16 protein-coding genes are annotated in these 21,803 nt (G+C 49.2%); 6 read left to right on the forward strand and 10 right to left on the reverse strand.

What is annotated here, in order from left to right:
• Positions 1 to 41: 41 nt before the first annotated feature.
• The 6 genes from D9Y29_RS06415 to D9Y29_RS06440 all read right to left on the reverse strand — a co-directional run bounded on the left by D9Y29_RS06415 (position 42) and on the right by D9Y29_RS06440 (position 8,181).
• On the reverse strand, positions 42 to 1,352 hold the full coding sequence (locus tag D9Y29_RS06415; RefSeq protein WP_241237863.1) for an acetyl-CoA hydrolase/transferase family protein: 1,311 nt from the start codon (positions 1,350 to 1,352) through the stop codon (positions 42 to 44).
• A 46-nt stretch (positions 1,353 to 1,398) separates the two neighbouring features.
• Entirely contained in the window at positions 1,399 to 2,766 is a 1,368-nt protein-coding gene (gene hemN / locus D9Y29_RS06420; protein ID WP_206513732.1) for an oxygen-independent coproporphyrinogen III oxidase, read from the reverse strand.
• A 137-nt stretch (positions 2,767 to 2,903) separates the two neighbouring features.
• Positions 2,904 to 5,333: a TonB-dependent receptor gene (locus tag D9Y29_RS06425; RefSeq protein ID WP_127126195.1), complete on the reverse strand. Its 2,430-nt coding sequence runs from the start codon at positions 5,331 to 5,333 to the stop codon at positions 2,904 to 2,906.
• A 180-nt stretch (positions 5,334 to 5,513) separates the two neighbouring features.
• Complete coding sequence (gene ric, locus D9Y29_RS06430) at positions 5,514 to 6,293, reverse strand: iron-sulfur cluster repair di-iron protein (RefSeq protein WP_127126197.1); 780 nt, start codon at positions 6,291 to 6,293, stop codon at positions 5,514 to 5,516.
• Positions 6,244 to 7,518 (reverse strand): hypothetical protein, encoded by a 1,275-nt coding sequence (locus tag D9Y29_RS06435; protein WP_127126199.1) that lies wholly within the window; start codon positions 7,516 to 7,518, stop codon positions 6,244 to 6,246. The genes ric and D9Y29_RS06435 overlap by 50 nt, the downstream gene beginning before the upstream one ends.
• A gap of 60 nt (positions 7,519 to 7,578) precedes the next feature.
• The gene (locus D9Y29_RS06440) at positions 7,579 to 8,181 is read right to left on the reverse strand and encodes a Crp/Fnr family transcriptional regulator (protein WP_241237864.1); all 603 of its coding nucleotides are present in this window, start codon (positions 8,179 to 8,181) and stop codon (positions 7,579 to 7,581) included.
• Between the two features lie 302 nt (positions 8,182 to 8,483).
• Between D9Y29_RS06440 and D9Y29_RS06445 the strand changes: the two genes are divergently transcribed.
• From D9Y29_RS06445 to D9Y29_RS06470, 6 genes are read left to right on the forward strand one after another with little or no spacing between them, the layout of a single operon-like run.
• Positions 8,484 to 8,951: a c-type cytochrome gene (locus D9Y29_RS06445; RefSeq protein WP_127126201.1), complete on the forward strand. Its 468-nt coding sequence runs from the start codon at positions 8,484 to 8,486 to the stop codon at positions 8,949 to 8,951.
• A gap of 16 nt (positions 8,952 to 8,967) precedes the next feature.
• A complete protein-coding gene (gene nosZ / locus D9Y29_RS06450) occupies positions 8,968 to 10,956 on the forward strand; it encodes a Sec-dependent nitrous-oxide reductase (RefSeq protein WP_127126203.1) in 1,989 nt (662 codons plus the stop codon).
• Between the two features lie 35 nt (positions 10,957 to 10,991).
• Complete coding sequence (locus D9Y29_RS06455) at positions 10,992 to 12,002, forward strand: nitrous oxide reductase accessory protein NosL (RefSeq protein WP_127126205.1); 1,011 nt, start codon at positions 10,992 to 10,994, stop codon at positions 12,000 to 12,002.
• On the forward strand, positions 11,986 to 13,239 hold the full coding sequence (locus D9Y29_RS06460) for a nitrous oxide reductase family maturation protein NosD (protein WP_164735289.1): 1,254 nt from the start codon (positions 11,986 to 11,988) through the stop codon (positions 13,237 to 13,239). Before D9Y29_RS06455 ends, D9Y29_RS06460 begins: the two co-directional genes overlap by 17 nt.
• 9 nt (positions 13,240 to 13,248) lie before the next feature.
• Positions 13,249 to 13,956: an ABC transporter ATP-binding protein gene (locus tag D9Y29_RS06465; protein WP_127126207.1), complete on the forward strand. Its 708-nt coding sequence runs from the start codon at positions 13,249 to 13,251 to the stop codon at positions 13,954 to 13,956.
• A gap of 5 nt (positions 13,957 to 13,961) precedes the next feature.
• Positions 13,962 to 14,729, forward strand: a complete 768-nt coding sequence (locus D9Y29_RS06470) for an ABC-2 transporter permease (RefSeq protein ID WP_127126209.1) — start codon at positions 13,962 to 13,964, stop codon at positions 14,727 to 14,729.
• A 70-nt stretch (positions 14,730 to 14,799) separates the two neighbouring features.
• On the opposite strand, the gene D9Y29_RS06475 is transcribed toward D9Y29_RS06470, so the two are convergent.
• From D9Y29_RS06475 to D9Y29_RS06490, 4 genes are all read right to left on the reverse strand, one after another.
• Complete coding sequence (locus D9Y29_RS06475; protein ID WP_127126211.1) at positions 14,800 to 16,497, reverse strand: RagB/SusD family nutrient uptake outer membrane protein; 1,698 nt, start codon at positions 16,495 to 16,497, stop codon at positions 14,800 to 14,802.
• Positions 16,498 to 16,515: 18 nt separating this feature from the next.
• Entirely contained in the window at positions 16,516 to 19,728 is a 3,213-nt protein-coding gene (locus D9Y29_RS06480; protein WP_164735290.1) for a TonB-dependent receptor, read from the reverse strand.
• Positions 19,729 to 19,915: 187 nt separating this feature from the next.
• On the reverse strand, positions 19,916 to 21,019 hold the full coding sequence (locus D9Y29_RS06485; protein ID WP_127126215.1) for a FecR family protein: 1,104 nt from the start codon (positions 21,017 to 21,019) through the stop codon (positions 19,916 to 19,918).
• Positions 21,020 to 21,223: 204 nt separating this feature from the next.
• Positions 21,224 to 21,784 carry an RNA polymerase sigma-70 factor gene (locus D9Y29_RS06490; RefSeq protein WP_127126217.1) on the reverse strand — a complete coding sequence of 187 codons (561 nt, stop codon included), beginning with the start codon at positions 21,782 to 21,784 and terminating at the stop codon, positions 21,224 to 21,226.
• Between the last annotated feature and the right edge of the window lie 19 nt (positions 21,785 to 21,803).

Consider the following 21,803-nt stretch of genomic DNA (forward strand, 5'->3'; position numbering starts at 1 on the left):
CGCCGGGAGGCGAGCGACTGGGCAGCCTCCGATTCAATTCTTCAGGAATTTCTCGCGCTGCGCATGGACCGTTTCCCGAATCTTTCATAGAAGGCTTTATCCAGCATCTCTCTGTGATCCGGATGCGCCAGGCCGATCAGCAACTGAGCCCTTTGCTGCATATTCTTTCCGAAGAGATCGGCAATGCCATACTCCGTTACCACCCAATGCACATGCCCGCGGGTAGTAACCACGCCAGCGCCTTCTTTCAAAAAAGGAGTGATGCGGGAAATACCCTTACGTGTAGTGGAAGGCATGGCAATGATGGGCATCCCATTCTCCGACATGCTGGCGCCCTGCATGAAATCCATTTGTCCACCGATACCTGAATACTGATAAGTGCCGATACTGTCTGCGCAGATCTGCCCGGTAAGATCGATCTCGATGGCGCTGTTTACTGCAGTCACGGCCGGATTCTGGCGGATCACACCGGGATCGTTCACATAACCGATATCCATCACCACGATGGAAGGATTATCGTCCACAAAATCATACAGACTCCTGGTGCCGATGAGAAAGGAAGTCACGGAACGACCGGGGTTCAGTTTCTTTTTACTGTTGTCTATTATTCCTTTTTCTATCAGCGGTACAACGCCATCGGAGAACATTTCGGTATGCAGGCCAAGATTTTTATGCCCGCGAAGATTTTTCAGCACCTGGTCCGGAATATTGCCGATACCCAATTGTAATGTTGCTCCATCAGGGATCAGCGATGCCACATGCTCGCCGATCCGTGAGCCTGCATCATCTGTATTGGTGGAATAATTCACTTCCGGCAGTTCCTGGGTCTGATCTACCAGCACATCGATCTTATTCACATGTACGATACCGTTACCATGCGTACGCGGCATCAACGGATTCACCTGTGCGATCACATAGGCAGCAGTATCCACCGCCGACCTGGCAATATCCACAGAAGTGCCCAGAGTGCAGAACCCATGCTTATCGGGTGGCGACACCTGTATCAGCGCCACGTCGATCGGCAGGATCTTCTTTTTGAACAATTGCGGGATCTGTCCCAGGAATACCGGAACATAATCGCCCCTGCCCTTGTTCACCACTTCGCGCATATTGGCCGACACGAAGAGCGAGTTCATGAAAAAGCTGTTGCGGTATTCTTCGCGCATCAGGTCCAGGTCTCCGAGCGTGGTAATGCTTACCAGTTCCACATCCTCAAGTGATGCGTGCCGGTTGAGCAGGGCCCTTACCAGGTGCAGGGGAGTTGCCGCACTACCGTGCACGAATACCCGATGCCCTGATTTGATCACTTGAACAGCCTCGGCTGCAGTCCTGTATTTATGCTGATACATCATAATAATCCATTTACTATAAATTTACTGAAACTCGATCAGGTTCAAATCAGATCGCTTTGCTAAATACATTGCTCTCGCTTTTGGCCGCATGCAGCCTGGCGTCGAAAGCTGCACAGATATTTCTTACAAAGGTCCTGCCGGTATCCGTGACTATGATTTGTTCATCCTTCATTTCCACCAGTCCGTCTTCTATCAGTGATTGCAGGCGTTCTTTCACAGCAGGCATCCAGGTGGGATCGGAAGCAGGATAACTCAGCAATACTTCATGGCGGCACATCAGGTCGAGAATATAGCCCCGGATCAGGAGATCATCTTCCGTCAGCAGGTGGCCATTAACGATAGGAAGCCTGCCTTCATTCACTTTTTGTTCATATGCTTCAACGGTTTTTTCGTTCTGTGCGAATGCGCCCCATCCATCACTGATGGCGGATGCGCCCAGTCCTACAATGAGTTTGGAACTGGTGGTGGTGTAGCCCATAAAATTCCTGTTTAGTTTTCCATTTTCGGCAGCAAGCAGCAGTGGATCGCCGGGTAAGGCAAAATGATCCATACCGATAGCAATATACCCCGCAGCCATCAACATTTCCTTGCCCCGCTGGTACATGGTCAGCTTCTCCGCGGCAGTTGGCAGGTCAGCATCGGTATACCTTCGCTGCACCTTGCTTTTCCAGGGAACATGCGCGTAGGAGTAATAAGCGATCCTGTCTGGCATCAGTTGTAATATTTTGCCGATGGTGTTACCAACGCTTTCTTCTGTTTGAAACGGTAACCCATAAACGAGATCAACATTCACGCTGGCGTATCCCAGCTTCCTGGCTTTATCGATCACATCCCTCGTTCTTTCAAAACTCTGGATCCGGTTGATTGCCTGTTGCACTGCGGGATCGAAATCCTGCACACCAACGCTGATGCGGTTGAAACCTGCGCCGGATAAGGCCTGCAGATGCTGTTCCGTGGTATTGTTGGGATGTGCTTCAAAACTGAAAGCATGGTCATTGGCTATAATGGCAGAGCTGGTGACCTGGTGGATCAGTTTCCAAAGATTGGCTGGACTGAAAAAAGTTGGCGTTCCGCCGCCGAGATGGATCTCGCGGATCACGGGTTTACCGGGAAATATTTTCAGGTAGAATTCCCATTCTTTCAATAAAGTTTGAATATACGGTTCTTCTACTCCGTGATTCTTTGTGATGCGTTTGTTACAGGCGCAGAAAGTACAAAGGCTTTCACAGAAAGGAAGATGCATGTAAAGACTGATCTCGCTTTGTTCCTTTGTGAAAGTTTCTGCAATCTGCTGTTTCCAGGCCGGTTCATCAAGTGTAGAAAAATCCCAGTAAGGAACGGTGGGATAGCTTGTGTACCTTGGCGCCGGCACGTCGTATTTATGTAATAGGGAGGAGATGACTGGACTGATCATAACAGCACAAAATTAGCCGGCAGATTGTGTGTGCATTATGATCAGGGGAAGCGAGGCATATGATTTTGATCAGTTCAAGAAAAAACCGGTCCGGAAAGAATTCCAGGCCGGTTGAAGTGCTGAACGTAAAAGCTCTTTTAAAATTTCACAGTAATGTTTGCAATCACTGACCTGGGCATTTGCGCAGCCAGTACACCCTGACCAGCGAAGTATAATTCGTCTGTGATATTGTCCAGTTTTACACCAAGCCTGAAAGATTTTGTTTCATAGAAAACAGTTGCATTCAGGAGTGTGTAGGAAGGAAGCGTGAACACGCCTGTAACTGCGGAGTTCGATGTCATGAAATCCCCGATATAGTTACCGCCGAATCCCGCGCCCAATCCCCTGAGTTTTCCGGTGGGGATACCGTAGCTGATCCAGAGGTTGGCGAGATCGGCAGGACCAGCGCCGGCAGGTCTCCTGCCGAGCACGTTCTTGTCCTGCACCTTCACAAATTTACTGTCGTTATGAGAATAACCCGCTTCGAGGTTGAGACCACTGAATGGGTTAGCGATCAGTTCCACTTCATATCCTTTGCTGTACTGTGTTCCATCCTGCACCTTGATATTGTAGGTAGTACCATTCAAAGCAACCTGGTCATCACGCACCAGTTTGTCCACTTTTATATCATAGTAGCTGGCAGTCAGGTTCAATCTACCGTTGAAGAGATCCACTTTCACACCAGCTTCCCATTGATTGGCCTGCTGGGGTTTCAGCACGCCGGAAATCTCAGGAACGGGCGATGCAAACGGCGCTGTATAAGCGAAACCATTCATGTAGTTACCGAAAACAGAGACCCGGTCTTTGATCAGCTGGTACACCAGTCCTAGTTTAGGAGAGAAAGCCGTTTGACCATAGCGGGAATTGGCTACAAGAGTATCCGTTGCATAATCGTAGGTTCCCCTTCCTTCAAAGCGATCCACACGAAGGCTCAGTATAGCGGAGAGATTGTCCGTGATGTTCAGCACGTTTGAAGCATAGGCGCTGTAAATATTAGCGCTGTTGGTATTGCGAACGCCTTTGGCTGTGCTGGCCGCGATCTTCGCATCCACCGCAATCCTGTTGATCTTCGCGTAGTTGGGATCGTTAGGATTGAGGGCATTCACGTAATCGAAAACGATATAAGGCGAATTATCGTTCTTGAGCTTCTGATTTACATAATCCAGTCCTACCAGCAACCTGTTGCGGAGCTTACCGATCCTGAAATCGCCCACGAAATTTTGCTGCACGTTGAATGTAGCATTCATGGTGTTCTGGTAAGAGATATTCCTTTCCAGGGTATCATCGGTGGCTTTGCGGACAAACTGGTATTGGTAATACCCTTTCGACTCACGGGTATTGTTTGAAATGATGGTCTGTGAAGTCCATTCCTCCGACAACTTGTATTGGAACTGCGCCCTCAGGTTAGCGGTGGGATTCTTCATCGTGATATCGTTATTAGTATAGGAACGCTTGAAGTTGAAACCGAGTTCTTCGGGTTTGTGCGCCTGGAAAGGACGGCTCCTGTTCAGGAAGATCGCAGAAGGCGTTGTGAATTCAGAGGAATAGATCTCTGCATTCAGGTTGATGGTCAGCTTTTCGCTGGCATGGTATTCCAGCGCCGGCGCCACGAAGAAAGATTTCCTGAAACCTGCGTCCTGCCAGGATCCCTGGTTTTGATAGGCCATGTTCACGCGACCGAGCAGGGTTTTATCTTTATTGATAGGTCCGTACACATCGGCTGTAAGCCTGTTGAGGTTGAAGCTGCCGGTAGTGTAAGCCACTTCCCCGCCGAAATTCTTTTGTGGCTTGCGGGTGATTAGGTTGATCACGCCACCAAAGGAAGTTACAGCGCCGCCATACAAAGTGCCGGAAGGGCCGCGCAACACTTCCACTTTCTCAACGTTCACAGGATCGATCTCGCCATTGGTTTGAGTAGGCATTCCATCCACCATGCTCACTTCCGTTCTGAAACCACGGAGGCTATAGTAGGTAGCGCCGTCTGTATTGATACCACGGTTGGCGCTCACTTTGTACACACCGGTTGCATTCTTTACAAGATTACTGAAATCGGTAGTGATCTGTTCCTTGATCAGTTCTTTTGAAACGCTGCTGTACACCTGCGGGTTCTCCAGGTTGGCCAAAGGCATCTTGGCAACAGTGGAACTTTTCTTTACCAGGAATTTATTGGTGCCTGCCGTAACGATCACCGTTTGCAACTGGCTATTGCTGTATTGCAGGGTGAATACGGGTTTGGAGATCTGATCGTTTTCCACTTTTACTGTTTGTTCCAGGGTTTCATAACCCACCAGCGATACCACCAGGGTGTATTCACCGGCTTTCAGCCTGGCAAAAATGAAGTTGCCGTCATTGTCGGTGGCTGTACCCAGTTTGGTATTTTTGATCACCACGCTTACGTTGGAAGCAGGATAATTGTCTGAAGACATTACGGTTCCCTGAATGCCGCCTGGTTTGTCCTGGGCAAAACCGGGAATAAAGCTGAGGATGCTGATCGTTAACAAAAGCAGCCGGAGAGTTTGGCTATACATATGTTCGGAAAATTTGCGCAAATGTAGAAGCAACTGAAAAGCAGTAGTTACGAGATCGGGAAATTGGGATGCCGCTATCGGATGTAATTCATGAAAGGCCTTTCCATTACGCGAAAAACAAAAGCCTCCGGCTAACCCGGAGGCTGGAACGTAACACAACAAAAAAGAATGGACAAATCCTCACTGAGCATTCACCAGCTTCAATGCGCCGGGGAAGAGGATATTATTTTCAAGATGGATATGCACATGCAGGTCTGCTTCAAAAGCGACCAGTGTCTGGTAAAACACTTTCCAGGTAATACAGGCATATTCCGGTGGCGTAAAATTATTGGTGAGCTCGCGGATCTTTTGCAAGATGGCTCCGGCCTGTTCATGTTCCAGGATCATCCTGCTCACAGGATGCTCGATACCCATGCCCATCCTGGGTGCAGGACCATGGCTTATCGCAGCTTTGCTCAATTGGGTGATCATCGGGAAAAGAACATTTTCCTCTTTTTGCAGATGCGTACCCAGTTCCAGGGCAATTTCCGTAACCAGGGATCTGATCTCTGCCAGCTCAGGGTTCTTGCCGGCATGTTTGGATTCTACCCGGGAAGCATAAGCGCTGAGCTCGGGTAATTTTTCCCTTGTATAGTTATGGTGTACATTCACGATGTATTCCGCCAGGAAATCAAGTGGCCATTGATGATAGGGCAGATTGGCTGTATGCAGGAGTTGACCGGACTGGCTGAGGTCCTGCATTACCTGGTTATAGTCGAGTTGCTTTTCATAGCAGGCCTGCCTGAGCGTTTTCTTGCCGCCGCAGCAGAAATCGATGCCATACTTCGTGAACACCGCAGCTTTACTGATGTCTTTCGTCACCATCTCTCCCACGGTTTCACCGGGTGTACAACTACTGACAGAACATTGCTCACCTTGTTGAAGCGGCTGGTCCCCGCTGTTTGTTTGAGGATATTCCATATTTGAAAAGATTATTGTTCAGTTGAGAATAGTATAAAATTGAAATACCGGACAGCATCAACAGCGCAGCGAACAAAAGGAAATAAGCAGCCATTGAAAAACTGGTTCCGCCGATAGATGCCAGCGCCTGCACAAACAAAAAGAATTCATTCAGGATCACGCCTGTCACAAAACAGAAAATACCAATCACAGGTCTGAGTGAAACATTACTGATATATTTTTGCTGCAACAAATAGCCCAACAGGAAAAGGGAAATAAAGCCCAGCAATATCAGGTGCAGATAACCGATCACTACGGGCCGGTATCCGAATGCCAGGTAACTGAGATCGGGAAACACAGACAGGAACTGCATCACTGTCTTCATACAAAAAGCCAGCAGGGCGATTCCCCAGAGCAGGAGCGGCACGGAATCAAAAGAGAAAATGATTTTCGTTTTACATTTTATCATTCCTCCCAGTATGATCACAAGTGCTGCCAGTTGGGCAATGGCAGCCATTACCGCCAGCCAATACAGTACAGCAGGCAATTGCATCCATAATGCAGACAGGAAGAAGGCAGGCACACAGGCAATACCCTGCAACCAGAAAGCAATCCTGGCAGCTTTGGCAGGAAATGCAATACCACGTATATGCAACAGCGCCAGGAACAATCCGATCACCGCAAAGGCAAACCAGCCATTGTATTGAAAATGCAGGAAGAAATATACAGAACCGATATACCACTGCTGGTGCACATTCTCAGTTGCCATCAGCCAGGCCAGGAAAAAAGGACCAACTGCCGACAGCACATAAAATAATAGTCCAGCCCTGAACCATTTGATCACGGTTGCCGGCAGATCAGATCTGGAAAGGTCTCTCCAGCATAACCAGGCAAAATGCCAACCGGCAAAAATGGAAGAAGTGGAGAAGAAGATGGAAACGATATTGTATCCTCCGAATGGAAAACTCAGCAGCATGCCGAAGGAAGACAATACCAGGAACCAGAAAGCGTGCTGATAAGCTCTTAACCTTTGTTCCGGTAAATTCATGATGCCTGCAATGGCAACAGAGAGCGCCAGTGACACCCATCCGCTGAATGCGAAATGTGAGTGCGCGTGCATGAGGTTCTTGTAATCCAGCACAGGGATCGGCCATAGAATCTTACACCGCAGCAATGTACCGGCCAATGCTACGATCAGCAGGTTCAGCAATGCTCTCCGGGACCAGGTGTTGTAAAATGTTTGCATACAGAAGGAATACTGTACAGCAAAGGAACGCCAGTATGAAACGGCATTTTATGATCGAGATCATTTTGAACAATATACTTTCCCTTTTTCGATCAGCAATTGTCCGGTTGAATGCAAATGACGCATCGCGCGGATCACGGTTTCCACGCGAAGGCCCGTCATGTCTGCAATCTGCTGACGGGTGAGCTTAACGCGATTGCATTCAGGACAGGTATGTTTATTGTTCTCCCTGAAATAATGAAGCAATGCTATGATCGTTTGCTCCGGAGAACGGATGGCCATTTCTTTGATCAATAAGAATTTCAGGCGCAATCGGCGCGATAACAATCTTGAAAACGCGAAATGTACTTCGGGGTTCTCCTTCAACAATTGCAGGAAATGACTTTTATGCAGGCGTATCAGGGTGGTATCCTCATCTGCAATAGCGGTTGCTGCATAGGGCTCATCATCCATCAGTGGCAACTCGCCGAATGATTCTCCTTCTTCCGCCATCATCTGGATGAATTCCCGCCCTTCGTCATTCACATTCACCCACCGGATCTTCCCGCGCACCACCTGGTAATAAAAGCTGGCCTGCATGCCTTCCATGAAGATGATTTCATTGCGCTGAACTTCCTTGAAGCTGGCGCCCATATTGAGCAGCAGGTTGGTGTCTATCATCATATTATGCGATTGTGGATTCAAAGCTAGCGAGCGGGCATATCGGGGCGGATGATTTTGTACCGTAATATACATGACTTTTGTCATATTGCAATTTCGGGACCAGCAACTCAATTCTACAAAATATCCATCCTGCATTAAGTTTCAGGGCATTTTCCCCCATCTTGCCCTATTGATCACAGTCAGTCTTTTTCCACCTCCGGATGACCCGGAACAGCACCTCGAAAATTTATGATCCTGATCATAAAGCTCCGTTTTTATTCCCTGTACTCTTGCTGTGTATTTATCACTTAAATAACATGGAAATGAAAAAGCTAACCATTGTTGCCGGTCTTGCTTTACTGATCTACGCCTGTGCTGAGAGTACCAGCAAGAACAGTGCGCCGTCAGATAGCCCGGCAAAAGAAAGTACTGCTGCTCCTGCTTATGATACGGCCAAAGGCGCAGGCAGGTTCACCAAAGTGGACATACCCGCCAACCTGGATGTAAAAATGGCCGAGGCCGGGAAAAAAGTGTACGACCTGAAATGTGCCGCCTGCCACAAACTCAATGATGAAAAACTCGTTGGCCCGGGATGGAAAGGCGTTACCGCCCGTCACACACCTGAATGGATCATGAACTTCAGCACCAACCCGGATGAGATGCTGCAAAAAGATCCAAAGGCGCAGGCCATGCTGGAGATCTGTCTCGTGAAAATGCCCAACCAGAATCTCACAGACGAAGAAGCGAGAAATATATATGAATTCATGAGAAAGAACGACGGAATAAAATAACACATAATCAAATCATATGAGATCAGATCATTTTACCAGCAGGTTGTTGCAGGTGTCCATGGCCGCCGTCCTGTTGTATGCCTGCAAACCCAATAACGCCGGCAATGCCGTAAGCGGCAACGCCGCCGAAAAAACTTATGTAGCCCCGGGCAAGTACGACGAATTCTACAATTTCGTTTCCGGCGGATTCAGCGGACAACTTTCCGTGTATGGATTACCGTCAGGCCGCCTGCTCCGTGTGATCCCCGTATTCTCCGTTGACCCGGAAAAAGGTTATGGTTACAGCGAAGAATCCAAACCCATGCTCAACACATCCCACGGATTCGTTCCCTGGGACGATCTCCACCACACAGAGCTCTCACAAACCAATGGAGAGATCGATGGCCGCTGGATCTTCGTGAATGGCAACAATACCCCACGCGTTGCCAGGGTTGACCTCAAGACCTTCCGCACTGCCGAGATCATCGAACTGCCCAACAGCGCAGGTAACCACTCCTCTCCCTTCATCACCGAGAACACGGAGTATGTAGTAGCAGGCACCCGCTTCAGTGTTCCTATGGGCGACAATACAGATGTGCCCATCAGCAGCTACAAGGAAAATTTCAAAGGCACTATCAGCTTCATCAGCGTAGACAAGAACACCGGCGGCCTCTCCCTCGCTTTCCAACTGGAAACACCGGGTGTGAATTTCGACCTCAGTCACGCCGGTAAAGGCCCCAGCCACGGCTGGTTCTTCTTCAGCTGTTATAATTCTGAACAAGCCAACACCTTGCTGGAGGTGAACGCTTCACAGCGCGACAAAGATTTTATCCTTGCCGTGAACTGGAAAAAAGCAGAAGAATACCTGAAAGCAGGAAAGGGAACGAAGAAGGCAGTCCGTTATGCACACAATACCTACGACGAGAAATCACACACTTCAAAATCAGAGATCCTCAACGAAGTGATCTCACTGGATCCAAAAGTGCTGAAAGATATCTGCTACCTGATCCCCTGCCCCAAATCTCCACACGGTTGCGATGTTGATCCTTCCGGTGAATACATTGTCGGCAGCGGTAAACTGGCTGCACTGATCCCCGTGTTCTCCTTCACCAAACTGCAACAAGCCATCACCAACAAAACTTTTGAAGGTGAATACGATGGCATCCCTGTAGTGAAATACGAAGCCGCTCTTTACGGAGAAGTGGAAAAACCAGGCCTCGGACCATTGCATACCGAGTTCGATGGAAAAGGAAATGCGTATACATCTTTCTTCGTGAGCTCTGAAATTGTAAAATGGAATATTAAAGACCTCAAAGTGCTGGACCGCGCCCCTACTTACTACTCCATCGGTCACCTCTGCATTCCAGGCGGCGACACCAAAAAACCCAATGCAAAATATGTGATCGCATACAACAAGATCACCAAGGACCGTTACCTGCCCACCGGACCTGAACTAGCGCAGAGCGCACAACTCTTCGATATCAGCGGCGACAAAATGCAACTGATCCTCGACTTCCCCACCATCGGTGAACCGCACTATGCACAGGCAGTGTCAGCAGATCTCATTGCAAAGAACTCCGTCAAATTCTTCAAGCTGGATGACAATACCAATCCTTATGTAACAAAAGGAGAATCCAACGCCAAGGTAGTCCGCGAAGGCAACAAAGTGCATGTATACGCTACCTGTATACGTTCTCACTTTGCGCCGGACAATATCGAAGGGGTGAAGCTGGGAGACGAAGTGTATTTCCATATCACCAACCTGGAGCAGGACTGGGACATTCCGCATGGCTTTGCCGTGAAAGGCGCCGACAACGCGGAATTGCTAATCATGCCCGGTGAAACGCAAACACTGAAATGGGTACCCGAAAAAACAGGCGTCGTTCCGTTCTATTGTACCGATTTCTGCAGCGCGCTGCACCAGGAAATGTCGGGATACATTCGGGTATCCCCTGCCGGTAGCAATGTACCGCTTACGTTCAGCCTCGGAAAAACCAATACACCGGAAACCCCTGCAACCAAATAAACCGGTGCACACAGACAGAAAGAAAAACTTTTGAAATGAAGAACAGGATGTCAGTAACCACCAAATTCATAACAGCGCTGGCCGCCCTATCACTGATAGCAGTACTCTTCTTTCCCATGTGGAAAATAGAATTGTCAGCGCCGCAATACCCTGAAGGATTGGAACTACGTATTTACCCGCATAAGCTGGGTGGTGATATTGAAGTTGTCAACGGCCTCAATCACTATATCGGCATGCGCACTTTACACACAAGGGACTTTGTGGAATTTGTTGTGCTCCCCTGGATATTCGGCATCCTTTCTTTTTTCGGCCTGCTTTCAATAGTGATTAACCGCAGATGGTTCTTCCTCCTGTGGGCAGGCTTTTTCTTTCTTTTCGCCGTGGTGGCCATGATCGATTTTTATCGATGGGAATACAATTACGGACATAATCTCGATCCTGCCGCTCCCATCCAGGTGCCGGGCATGAGCTACCAGCCGCCATTGATCGGCTTCAAACAACTGCTCAATTTCGGCGCCTATTCCATCCCAGACACCGGCGGATGGATCTTCATCGCAGCCGGGCTGCTCATCGCCTTCGGCGTTTACCACGAAATCATCAACATGAGAAAGGCCTCACAAAAAACAGCATTGATCATCAGTTGCGCATTGATGTTCACCCTCAGTTCCTGCTCCGGCGGACCGCATCCCATCAAATTCAATGTGGATGTTTGCGACCACTGCAAAATGACCATCACCGATCCCAAATTCGGCGGAGAGCTGCTCACCAAAAAAGGAAAAATATACAGGTTCGATGATGCAAAATGCCTCTCGGGCTTCCTCCATGCCGGAACTGTGAAGAAAGATGATGTGAAAAATATTTACCTGCTCGATTATGCGAACCAGGGACAATTACTGGACGCCTCCAGCTCCGTGCTGCTCAAAAGCCAGGAGCTGAAAAGCCCGATGGGCGGAGATCTTGCAGCTTTCGCTTCAAAAGAAGCTGCTGAACAATTCCAGAAACAATTCAACGCCACCTTAACAAGCTGGAATGAAATTGAAAAATAAACAGTTGGTTTTGACAATGGTACTGTTGCCGGTGCTGGCCTCGCTGCCAGCCCTGGCCGGTATCATACGTGTGAGCCCGGCAGGTCCGGTAAAAAAAATCCAACTGGCCATCGATCAGGCAAAACCTTTCGATACCATCCTCGTGGGAAAAGGAATATACAAAGAAGGGACCATCGAAGTGAACAAAGCAGTCCACCTGAGAGGCATCGATTTTCCCATCATCGACGGAGAAAAGAAATACGAGATCATCACCATCAAATCAAATAATGTAATACTGGAAGGATTCGCCGTTCAGCATTCCGGCACTTCCAGTTATAATGATATTGCCGCTATCCGCATCGCCAACGCCCGCAACGTTACCATCCGCAACAATAAACTGGACGATACTTTTTTCGGCATCTACAGCCAGCATGCCAGCTCCTGCCTCATCGCCGGTAACACCATCCACTCTTATGCCAAAACAGAACTGGGTTCCGCCAATGGCATCCACTGCTGGAAAAGCGATAGCATGCAGATCACCGATAACGAGATCAGCGGTCACCGCGATGGTATCTATTTTGAATTCGTGACCGCCTCTTCCATTCGCAACAATTACAGTCATGATAACATCCGGTACGGACTACATTTCATGTTCTCCAACAATGATATTTACGATAGAAACACTTTCGAAAGGAATGGCGCCGGCGTAGCCGTGATGTTCTCCAAAGCAGTAACGATGCTGCACAACCGCTTTCTATCCAACTGGGGCGCCAGCTCCTACGGCATCCTCCTGAAAGAGATCTCCGACAGCCGCATCGAGCACAATCAATTCACCCGCAATACCACCGGCATCTACCTCGAAGGCACTACCAGGATCATGATCGCCAAAAATATATTCAGCGGCAATGGCTATGCTCTCAGAATACAGGCCAGTTGCAGCGAGAATACAGTCCAGCAAAATAATTTCACCGGCAACACTTTCGATGTGGCCACCAATGGCAGCCTGGTGCTGAATTCATTCAATAAGAATTACTGGGACAAATACGAGGGCTATGATCTCAACCGCGATGGCGTCGGAGATGTTCCCTTCCGCCCGGTAAGCATGTACTCCATGGTAGTGGAAAGAAATCCAACAGCCATGATGCTGTTCAGGAGTTTCCTGGTGAACCTTTTCGATAAAACGGAAAAAGTATTACCCGGTCTCACGCCTGAAGGACTTAAAGATGAACAACCTCTCATGAAATCACTGAAGTTTTAACTGGCCGATATGATCATCGCAACAAATGTTACCAAAAGATTCGGCAAGCTGACGGCACTGGATAATGTGAGCGTCAATTGCAACAAGGGACAATGCATTTCACTCACCGGTCCCAATGGTTCCGGGAAAACCACGCTGATCAAGTGTTTGCTTGGAATGGTGGTTCCCGATAGCGGCTTCATCACTTTCAACCAGCAGAATATCCTCCATCACTGGCAATACCGCTCACAGATCGGGTACATGCCGCAAACGGGCAAGTATCCCGAGAACATGACCATCGCACAGGTGCTGGACATGATGAAGGATATCCGGAAGAACAATCAGCTATCCTTAGACGAAGAACTGATCCAAATCTTCGGGCTACAGGAAATCGACAATAAAAAGATGCGCACCCTCTCCGGCGGCACCCGCCAGAAAGTAAGTGCAGCCCTCGCTTTCCTCTTCAACCCAGATGTACTGATCCTGGATGAACCTACAGCCGGCCTCGATCCATTGTCAACAGAATTACTCAAAGACAAGATCAGGAAAGAAAAACAAAAAGGAAAACTCATCCTCATCACTTCCCATATCCTCAGTGACCTGGACGACCTGGTAACGGAAGTGATCTACATGCAGGATGGACAACTCCGTTTTCACAAATCCCTGGAACAACTGAAGCAGGACACTGGCCAAACTCAACTCTCGCGCGCCATCGCGCAGGTGATGAAAACAAACTGATGCATATGAAGAAGATCATCAAATATGTAATACTGGACATCCTGAAGAACAAGATCATGATCGCTTACATGGTCTTCCTGCTGGCTATCTCGCTCAGCGTTTTCAACCTGGAAGACAATAGCGCGAAAGGATTGCTTAGCCTTCTCAATCTTGTATTGATCCTGGTTCCCCTGGTGAGCATCGTGTTTTCCACTATTTACGTGTACAATGCCACCGAGTTCATCGAGCTGCTGGTATCACAGCCATTGAAGCGGGTGAATATCTGGATGAGCATTTTTACAGGATTGTCCGTATCCTGCAGCCTGGCCTTCCTTGTCGGCTGTGGGTTACCGGTACTATTGTATGCACCGGGCGAATCAGGATGGATACTGATCCTGATGGGCGTACTGATCACGAATATCTTCATCGCCATTGCACTTTTCGCTTCCGTACTTACCCGCGATAAAGCCAAAGGCATCGGGCTGGCATTGCTGCTCTGGTTCTACTTCACATTGATTTTCGATGGGCTCATACTCTTTCTACTTTTCCAGTTTATGGATTATCCCATGGAAACACCCATGATCATTTTCAGCAGCCTGAACCCGATAGACCTCGCACGAATATTAATTCTGCTGAAGATGGATATTTCCGCGCTGATGGGCGCTACCAGCGCCGTGTTCAAAGATTTCTTCGGTACTGGTTGGGGCATGACGCTTTCTTTACTGATCCTCCTGCTTTGGATCCTGGCGCCGCTCTGGTGGTCCGTTCGGAAATTCAAGAGCAAGGACCTGTAAAAAAGCCCCTGCAGAAGCAGGGGCAGTGTTGAGAATGCTCAATTTAAAGCCGGATAGATCCATGTACAGTTTATTGTTGATAACCCTCGTTCTGTTTGAATTCATCTTTGTTGGTCACGGCATCCAACTGGCTTTGCGGGATCGGACGTAGCGCATGATAGTTTTGAATATTGCCGGCGGCTTGCGGGTTATGGGCTTTCACTCTTTCTTCCAGTTTACCCGTTCTCTTTAGATCGATCCACCGCCATTGTTCACCAGCCAGTTCGCGGGCGCGTTCATCCAGAATGAAATCAAGTGTAATATCTGATTCCGTGATCTCCATATCAGCCTGTTTGCCGGGAAGGGCTGCACGTCTTCTCACCTCATTGATCAGGTCGGCGGCCACGCCATTCTCACCCAGCATATGTTTGGCTTCCGCAGCCGTCAGGTAAATGTCAGCAAGCCGGAAGATGAAGGCATCGCGCGCGCTTTGCTGCTCCGCAACGGATGGACGCGTAGGGTCCAGGAATTTTTTAAGCGACAGGAAATTGGAATTATTCCTGGGCGTGCCGTTGGCGTTGTACATATTGTTGCGGTCGAACACTTCGTACTTGCGGCCATCGCGCCATTCATTGGTAACAACGTCTTTAGTGATGAAATGCGCAGTATCGCCGGGATTGATCGTGAACGTTTGTTCAACACCGGTAGTGAGCGTTCTTTTGTAGCTGGTAGCAGCGGCTTTATTACTGATCCAGAGCCCCTGGAAGCTGGCGGCATAGCGGGAATCGATCGTTTCATCAAAAAGGTCTACCAGGAAGAGCGAGGGCATCCAGCGGCTGAACGGCCTTCCGTAAGCGATGGTCCTTTCCATTCCCGGACGCACATCATATTTCTGCAGGAACATCAGGTGACCGTTATTGGCGCCGCGCGCATGACCATTGGGATACACGATAGCGCCGGCTGGTCCGGTGAAATCGTTCATGGTAAGATTGGTGGTATAGTTCACTGCCCAGATCACTTCTTTGCCGGTCTGGTTATTCATATTGAAGATATCGGCATAGTTGGATTGTAACGTAAATCCATAATCGCTGATCACTTTGTCGGCATATTTGTAGCAGCTATCATACTGCCCCTGGATGAGGAATACTTTCGAGAGGAATGCTTCGGCCGCAGGCCTGGTGGCTCTTCCATTATCAGATGTAGTGGGCGGCAAAGCCACGATGGCGGTGCGAAGATCGGTCAGGATCTGCTCATAGAATTTCGCTTCCGGCGTTCTGTTGGCAGTGGTGATGATGCCCTGGGTTTCATCCAGCGTGAAATGCACGCCGCCCCAGGTTTCCACGATGAAGAAATAATACCAGGCGCGAAGCATGCGCAATTCTCCTTCCCGGATGGTTTTGGTGGCAGGTGGCAATCCTGATTTATCCAATCTTCCCAACAAGGCATTGCAGAGGTTCACGGCGGAATACATCCTGCTCCAGATGCCCGCCAGGATGGGATTGGCGGGGTTCATGCCGGAAGTGTATTGTGTAAGTTCGGTATTGGGATCATCCACGCCACTGAGCCAGAGATCACTGCCGGCTTCCAGCAAATGGTAGCCAGCCTCTTTTCCCCATAACCAACGGTTATAAGTATACGCAGCGCTAACGCCGGCTTCAAAACCTGCCGGTGTATTGAATACGGCATCCGCAGTTACGCCACCGGGATTGTATTCAGTCAGTTGTTTCTTGCAGGATGAAACGCCGGCCAGCGCCATCATCAGCAGACATATATAAAAAGATGTTTTCATTGTGCAGCCATTTGTTGATTAAAGATTGATGCTTACACCCCATACTACCAGTTTGGTCATTGGGTTGATAAGACTTCCTCCGCGCTCCACATCATAGTCGTCCACCCTGGAGAAAGTGAACAGGTTCCTGCCGGTAGCATAGAGCCTGAGCCCTGAAACGCCGAACCTGGAAGTAAAGGTCTTTGGCAAAGTATAACCCAGGGTGATGGCCCTGATCTTGAGGAAGGAGCCATCCACATATTGCAAAGTGGAAGAATAGAGCAAGGCGGCAAAGGAGCTGGTGGTGCGTGGCCTGGGAAAATCATTGCTGGGATTCTCGAGCGTCCAGTAATTCACTACGGCGCCATTCTCACGGCCCGGCAGGTGCACGCGACCGTTATAGGCATATTCGATGGTCTGTCCATAACGGGCAAAGAGGAATACATTCATATCCCATTGCTTGTAGCGGAAATCAAGATTGAGGCTGGCATTCCATTTCGGAACAAGCTGTCCCAGCACTTCACGGTCGCTGCTGGAAATGCCTTTTCCATCTTTATCGTATACACGGATATCACCGGGCAGTTGTTTGTTGGCGATCGCTTCGGTGGAATCGGCCAACTGCCAGATACCTATCTTCCTGTAATCGTATGAAACCCTCACGGGATAACCGATGAACCACTCATTGGCTACATCATCCACGCCATTGAGCAGGTCAGTGATCCTTTCACGGTTGGTATAGAAAGTGAGGCCTGCATTGAAATTCATATCCGTTTTCCTGATCACGGCTACATTCACACCAATGTCCAGTCCGGTATTGACGGTAGCGCCGATGTTCTGGAAAGTGCGGCTTACACCGGAAGTAGGCGGCAACAGCCTGTCGATCAGCAGATCGGTTGTTCTTGTACGATAGAAATCGATGGTAGCCGTTACACGGTTGTTCCAGAGGCCGAGATCAACGCCAACATTGAAGGCCCTGGTCTTTTCCCACCTGAGTGCGGCATTACCGATGGTATCGCTGAAAGTATAACCGGGAAAAGGCGTTTCACCAAAAGCATTGGGAATGCGTGTGAGGGAGGATTGTGTGCGGTAAGGGCTGATGGCATCACTTCCCGTAACGCCATAGCTCACACGAAGTTTGAGGTCGCTGACGGTATTGGAGGTCTTGAGGAAGTCTTCATCGCTGATGCGCCAGGCCAGGGCGGCAGCGGGGAATACGCTCCATTTGTTGCCTTCGCCGAGTTTGGAACTGCCGTCTGTGCGGATGCTGAAAGAGGCGAGATATTTACCTGCGAAGGAATAGTTCAACCGTCCGGCAAAGGATACGAGGTTCTCTTTGCTGTAAGAAGAACGGATACTGATGCCTTCCGTGGCATTGGCGAGGCCATAGTACAATTGCGAAGGGAAGATCTGTTTATTGCCCTGTGCTGTAGCGTCTTCGTAATTGTTTTGGAGGAAAGTGGTCACTCCCGTGAGCGTGAAATTATGTTCCTTCAGTTGTTTATTGTACGTGATGATATTCTCCCAGTTGGTATTGCGGGCCTTGCCGGCCATGTAGCTGCCCAGCGAGTTGGTGCCGCGTTGGAGAAGTGAGTTCTTATCGAAGAAAGCGCCATTGGTAAGACTGGTGAACACCATACCGAGATTGCTGCGCAGGGAGAGCCCTTTGAGCGGAGTGATCTCCACATAGGCAACGCCGAATGTGCGTTGGGTAACGGAATTGTTATAGGCGATGCCAGGCTGTTCATCTATCAGCGGGTTCCATCGGGCGGCTTCGTTGTTGGGACTGAGCACCACATTACCGGCGCTGTCGCGGGGCAGTGAGAATGGCGAGATCTTGCTGGCTTCATCCATCGGGCTGGTGCGCTGGTCCACATCATAATAGGTGAACTGCAATTGCATCCCTGCTTTGGCGAACCTGCCCACCTGTTGGTCGAGACCAAGACGGGCCGTATATCTCTTCAATTCATCTCCTTTGAAGATACCGTTCTCATTGTAATAACCGAGAGATAAATACCCCTTCGTTTGTTCATTACCGGCAGATACGCCTACATGGTGTTCCTGTTGGTTGCCCTGTTTAAGGAAGAGGTCGGGATAATCTGTATTGACCTTGTTGTTGATATTGGCGAGCTCGATATTATTGAACAGCAGGTTATCATTGGCGTCACTGGTCCAGTTGCCATTTGGGTTGATGCCAGCCAGGGTGATCTTCCTGTTGGCTTCCCTGCGCCAGGCCACGTATTCATCGGTATTCATGAAACGAGGATAACCTGCCACTTCGGAGATGCCGTAGTAGGAACTGGCGCTGATCTTCGGTTTGCCGGAGGCGCCGCGTTTGGTAGTGATGATCACTACTCCGTTGGCGCCGCGTGAACCATAAATGGCGGTGGAACTGGCATCTTTCAATACTTCGAGGGATTGTATATCGTTGGAACTGATATCCTGGATGGAATTGTATTGAACGCCATCCACGATGATCAGTGGTCCGTTATCTGCACGAAGGGATCGGTTACCCCTGATAGTTATGGATACGCCGGATGAAGCGGAACCGCTGTTACGGACAATATCTGCGCCAGGCAGTTTGCCCTGCAAGGCTTCCAGGGCGTTCACAGCGGGTGTCTTGCGGATGTCTTCACTTTTCACGGAGAGTACGGATCCGGTGAGGTCTCTTTTACGGACCTGTCCATATCCGATCACTACAATATTTTCAAGGCTTTTGGCTACCGAGATCAGGGTGATATTGATGGTTGTTCTGGAGCCAACAGTCACTTCCTGGGATTCATATCCCACGTAAGTGAAGCTGAGTATATGAGCATCTTCGGCATTGATGGAATATTCTCCTTTTTCATTGGTGGCGGTACCGCGGTTACTGCCTTTGATATTCACGGACACGCCATTGAGTGGGGCGCCATTTTCGTCCGTCACTTTTCCCGTGATATCGCGGGCCGGTGGTTTGACCCTGTCCTCTTTCACTACGATCAGTTTATTGTCCATAAACTGATAAGTAAGCAGGGTGTTCGCAAAAATTTGATCGAGGGCCTGGCGGATGCTGGCTTCTTTGAGTTCCAGCGAGACCTTTTTACGGATACTGTTGAGCTGATCATTGTACAGGAAACGGAAATTGCTCTGTTTTTCAATGGCCTGTAACACACTTGCAATCTCCGCTTTCCGGAAATGAAGGCTCAATTTTTCCTGTCCGAGCCCTCCGGCAGATACGTGCAAACCGGCAATCAGCAGAAGTAAGGTTAATTTCATTATAAGCAGCGCTTTGAACGGCAAGGGCTTTTCAGCAACCGTTAGAAAACTTTTCATACATTAGTATTCTTATGGGTTAAATAATAATCGCTCCCCCGCCCTTTAGCGGGGACGACAACAGAAATGTTTAACCTGTATTCAACGGGGAAAGGGTCCAGCTTTCTCCGTTTTTTATTGCACCGCTTACTTAGGGCGAAGCTGGTGTACGTGAGCTAATAAATAGTTCATTGCCTTTTATCGTAAATGAAAAAGGGACAGCCACCTGCAATGCGCGGAATGCCTGTTCAACGGTTTCATTTTCCAGCGAACCGTTGAAGGTGAGCAATTGCACGGCTTCGTCCTCAAAATGGATTTTGATATTGTACCAACGTTCCAGTTTTTTAGCCAGCTCGGGGAATCCATCGCCGCGGAATTGCAGGCGGTTATAGATCCAGGCTGTTTCCGGCAGCTCATCATCCCGCAGCGTGGTATCCAGTTGTAATACAGACTGCACGGGTATCCTGATGGTATTTTCCTTTTTCTGATTTACATCATTTTCCTTTATCTCTTTTTCCAATACCAGTTTCTGATGCGGCTTCAGCAGGATCGGTTTTGCATCCGGCCTGTCTTTCCTGGAAAGTTGCACCAGTCCGCGCAGCAATGTTGTTTCCACCGTGTGATCATCGGCGTAAGACTTCACGTTGAATGCAGTACCCAGTACTTTGATATCGATATTGCCTGCATGTACGATGAAGGGTTTGCCGGCCTGCGGCGCGATATCGAAGAAGGCTTCGCCATTGAGCACGATTTCCCGCTGTGGTCCATTAAATGCAGGATCATAGCTGAGCGTGGAGCCTGCATTGAGCCATACGATCGAGCCGTCGGGCAGCAAGGTCCTTGTCCTGCTGCCCTTGTGAGCCACGATCTCGTTGGTGGATATAGGGTTGCTGTTATTATTGAGCTGGAATATTGCATATGCTGTAATAACAATCCCGCCGGTGATGGCTGCCACCATCCATTTCCTGAAACGGAATTTCCTTTGTGAAAACTGCTCTGTTTCCATTTCCATTACGGGTTGTTCCAGCACTTCTTCCACCGCAGCCAGTTGCAGGATCTTTTTGATCTTTTCATTTTCCACATCCATTTCTTTTGCCGTTTCACCCGCTACCCACAATTGTTGCAGGAGGTTGAACTGTTGCATCAGGTCTGGATCCTGTTGCAGGGCCTTCAGCAGGCTGGCGCGTTCTTCATCATTGGCGTCTCCGCTGAGGTATCGTGAGATCAAAAAGTAAATTGATTCCGGTGTTTCCATTCTGTTGGATTGCTATTCAGAAAGGAGGACAGGAAAAAAAGAAAACACCACTAAAGGAATTTGATTTTTTTTTCGGGTTGTGGCCAGTCGCTCGCCTCCCGGCGAGTGACTTTTATTTCGTCGCCTCCGGCGACGCGGTGTTCGTCAGAGGCGAACTAATACTGGTCACTCGCCGGGGAGGCGAGCGACTGCAACACTCCGCTTTCACAGGCGCCGTCGCATGTTGCCCACCTGCAATGCCTCGCAGATCTTTTTGATGGCGATGGCCATTTGTGTATCTACCGTGTGTATGGAGATATTGAGCACTTCCGCCACTTCGCGGTGCCGCAGGCCATCTTCCCGGACCAGTTTGAAGATCATGCGGCAGCGGGGCGGCAGTGCATTCACCACCAGTTGCATCCGCTGGAGCAGTTCGGAAGTGACGAGGAGATTATGCGGATCAGCATGGGACAGCAGATCGATCTCTATTCCAAGATCATCGAAAGAGGAATGAATGAGCTGACGTGCTTTATGGGAGATGGCATTGAGGGATGTATTCTTCACGGCAACATAGAGATACACAGCCAGGTTCTCAATGTCCATGATCTTTTGTCTATGGGCCCAGAGTTTCACGAAAACGTCTTCCACCACTTCTTCGGAGAGTTCATTCGAGCGGGTGATATGCCGCGCAAAATGCAGCAGCCGCCTGGCGTACAGGCCATACAGGTTACTGAGAGCCCTTTCGTCTCCCTGACAGATCTGCTGCTGTATGGTGAACAAATCCATGATGGCAAGTGGTATAAGG

The sequence above is a fragment of the Pseudoflavitalea rhizosphaerae genome (assembly GCF_003991355.1).
Classification (GTDB): domain Bacteria; phylum Bacteroidota; class Bacteroidia; order Chitinophagales; family Chitinophagaceae; genus Pseudobacter; species Pseudobacter rhizosphaerae.

Coding starts and splice junctions, on each gene's coding strand:
- D9Y29_RS06415 (WP_241237863.1), bottom strand. CDS start 1,352: ATGATGTATCAGCATAAATACAGGACTGCAGCCGAGGCTGTTCAAGTG.
- hemN (WP_206513732.1), bottom strand. CDS start 2,766: ATGATCAGTCCAGTCATCTCCTCCCTATTACATAAATACGACGTGCCG.
- D9Y29_RS06425 (WP_127126195.1), bottom strand. CDS start 5,333: ATGTATAGCCAAACTCTCCGGCTGCTTTTGTTAACGATCAGCATCCTC.
- ric (WP_127126197.1), bottom strand. CDS start 6,293: ATGGAATATCCTCAAACAAACAGCGGGGACCAGCCGCTTCAACAAGGT.
- D9Y29_RS06435 (WP_127126199.1), bottom strand. CDS start 7,518: ATGCAAACATTTTACAACACCTGGTCCCGGAGAGCATTGCTGAACCTG.
- D9Y29_RS06440 (WP_241237864.1), bottom strand. CDS start 8,181: ATGATGATAGACACCAACCTGCTGCTCAATATGGGCGCCAGCTTCAAG.
- D9Y29_RS06445 (WP_127126201.1), top strand. CDS start 8,484: ATGAAAAAGCTAACCATTGTTGCCGGTCTTGCTTTACTGATCTACGCC.
- nosZ (WP_127126203.1), top strand. CDS start 8,968: ATGAGATCAGATCATTTTACCAGCAGGTTGTTGCAGGTGTCCATGGCC.
- D9Y29_RS06455 (WP_127126205.1), top strand. CDS start 10,992: ATGAAGAACAGGATGTCAGTAACCACCAAATTCATAACAGCGCTGGCC.
- D9Y29_RS06460 (WP_164735289.1), top strand. CDS start 11,986: ATGAAATTGAAAAATAAACAGTTGGTTTTGACAATGGTACTGTTGCCG.
- D9Y29_RS06465 (WP_127126207.1), top strand. CDS start 13,249: ATGATCATCGCAACAAATGTTACCAAAAGATTCGGCAAGCTGACGGCA.
- D9Y29_RS06470 (WP_127126209.1), top strand. CDS start 13,962: ATGAAGAAGATCATCAAATATGTAATACTGGACATCCTGAAGAACAAG.
- D9Y29_RS06475 (WP_127126211.1), bottom strand. CDS start 16,497: ATGAAAACATCTTTTTATATATGTCTGCTGATGATGGCGCTGGCCGGC.
- D9Y29_RS06480 (WP_164735290.1), bottom strand. CDS start 19,728: ATGAAATTAACCTTACTTCTGCTGATTGCCGGTTTGCACGTATCTGCC.
- D9Y29_RS06485 (WP_127126215.1), bottom strand. CDS start 21,019: ATGGAAACACCGGAATCAATTTACTTTTTGATCTCACGATACCTCAGC.
- D9Y29_RS06490 (WP_127126217.1), bottom strand. CDS start 21,784: ATGGATTTGTTCACCATACAGCAGCAGATCTGTCAGGGAGACGAAAGG.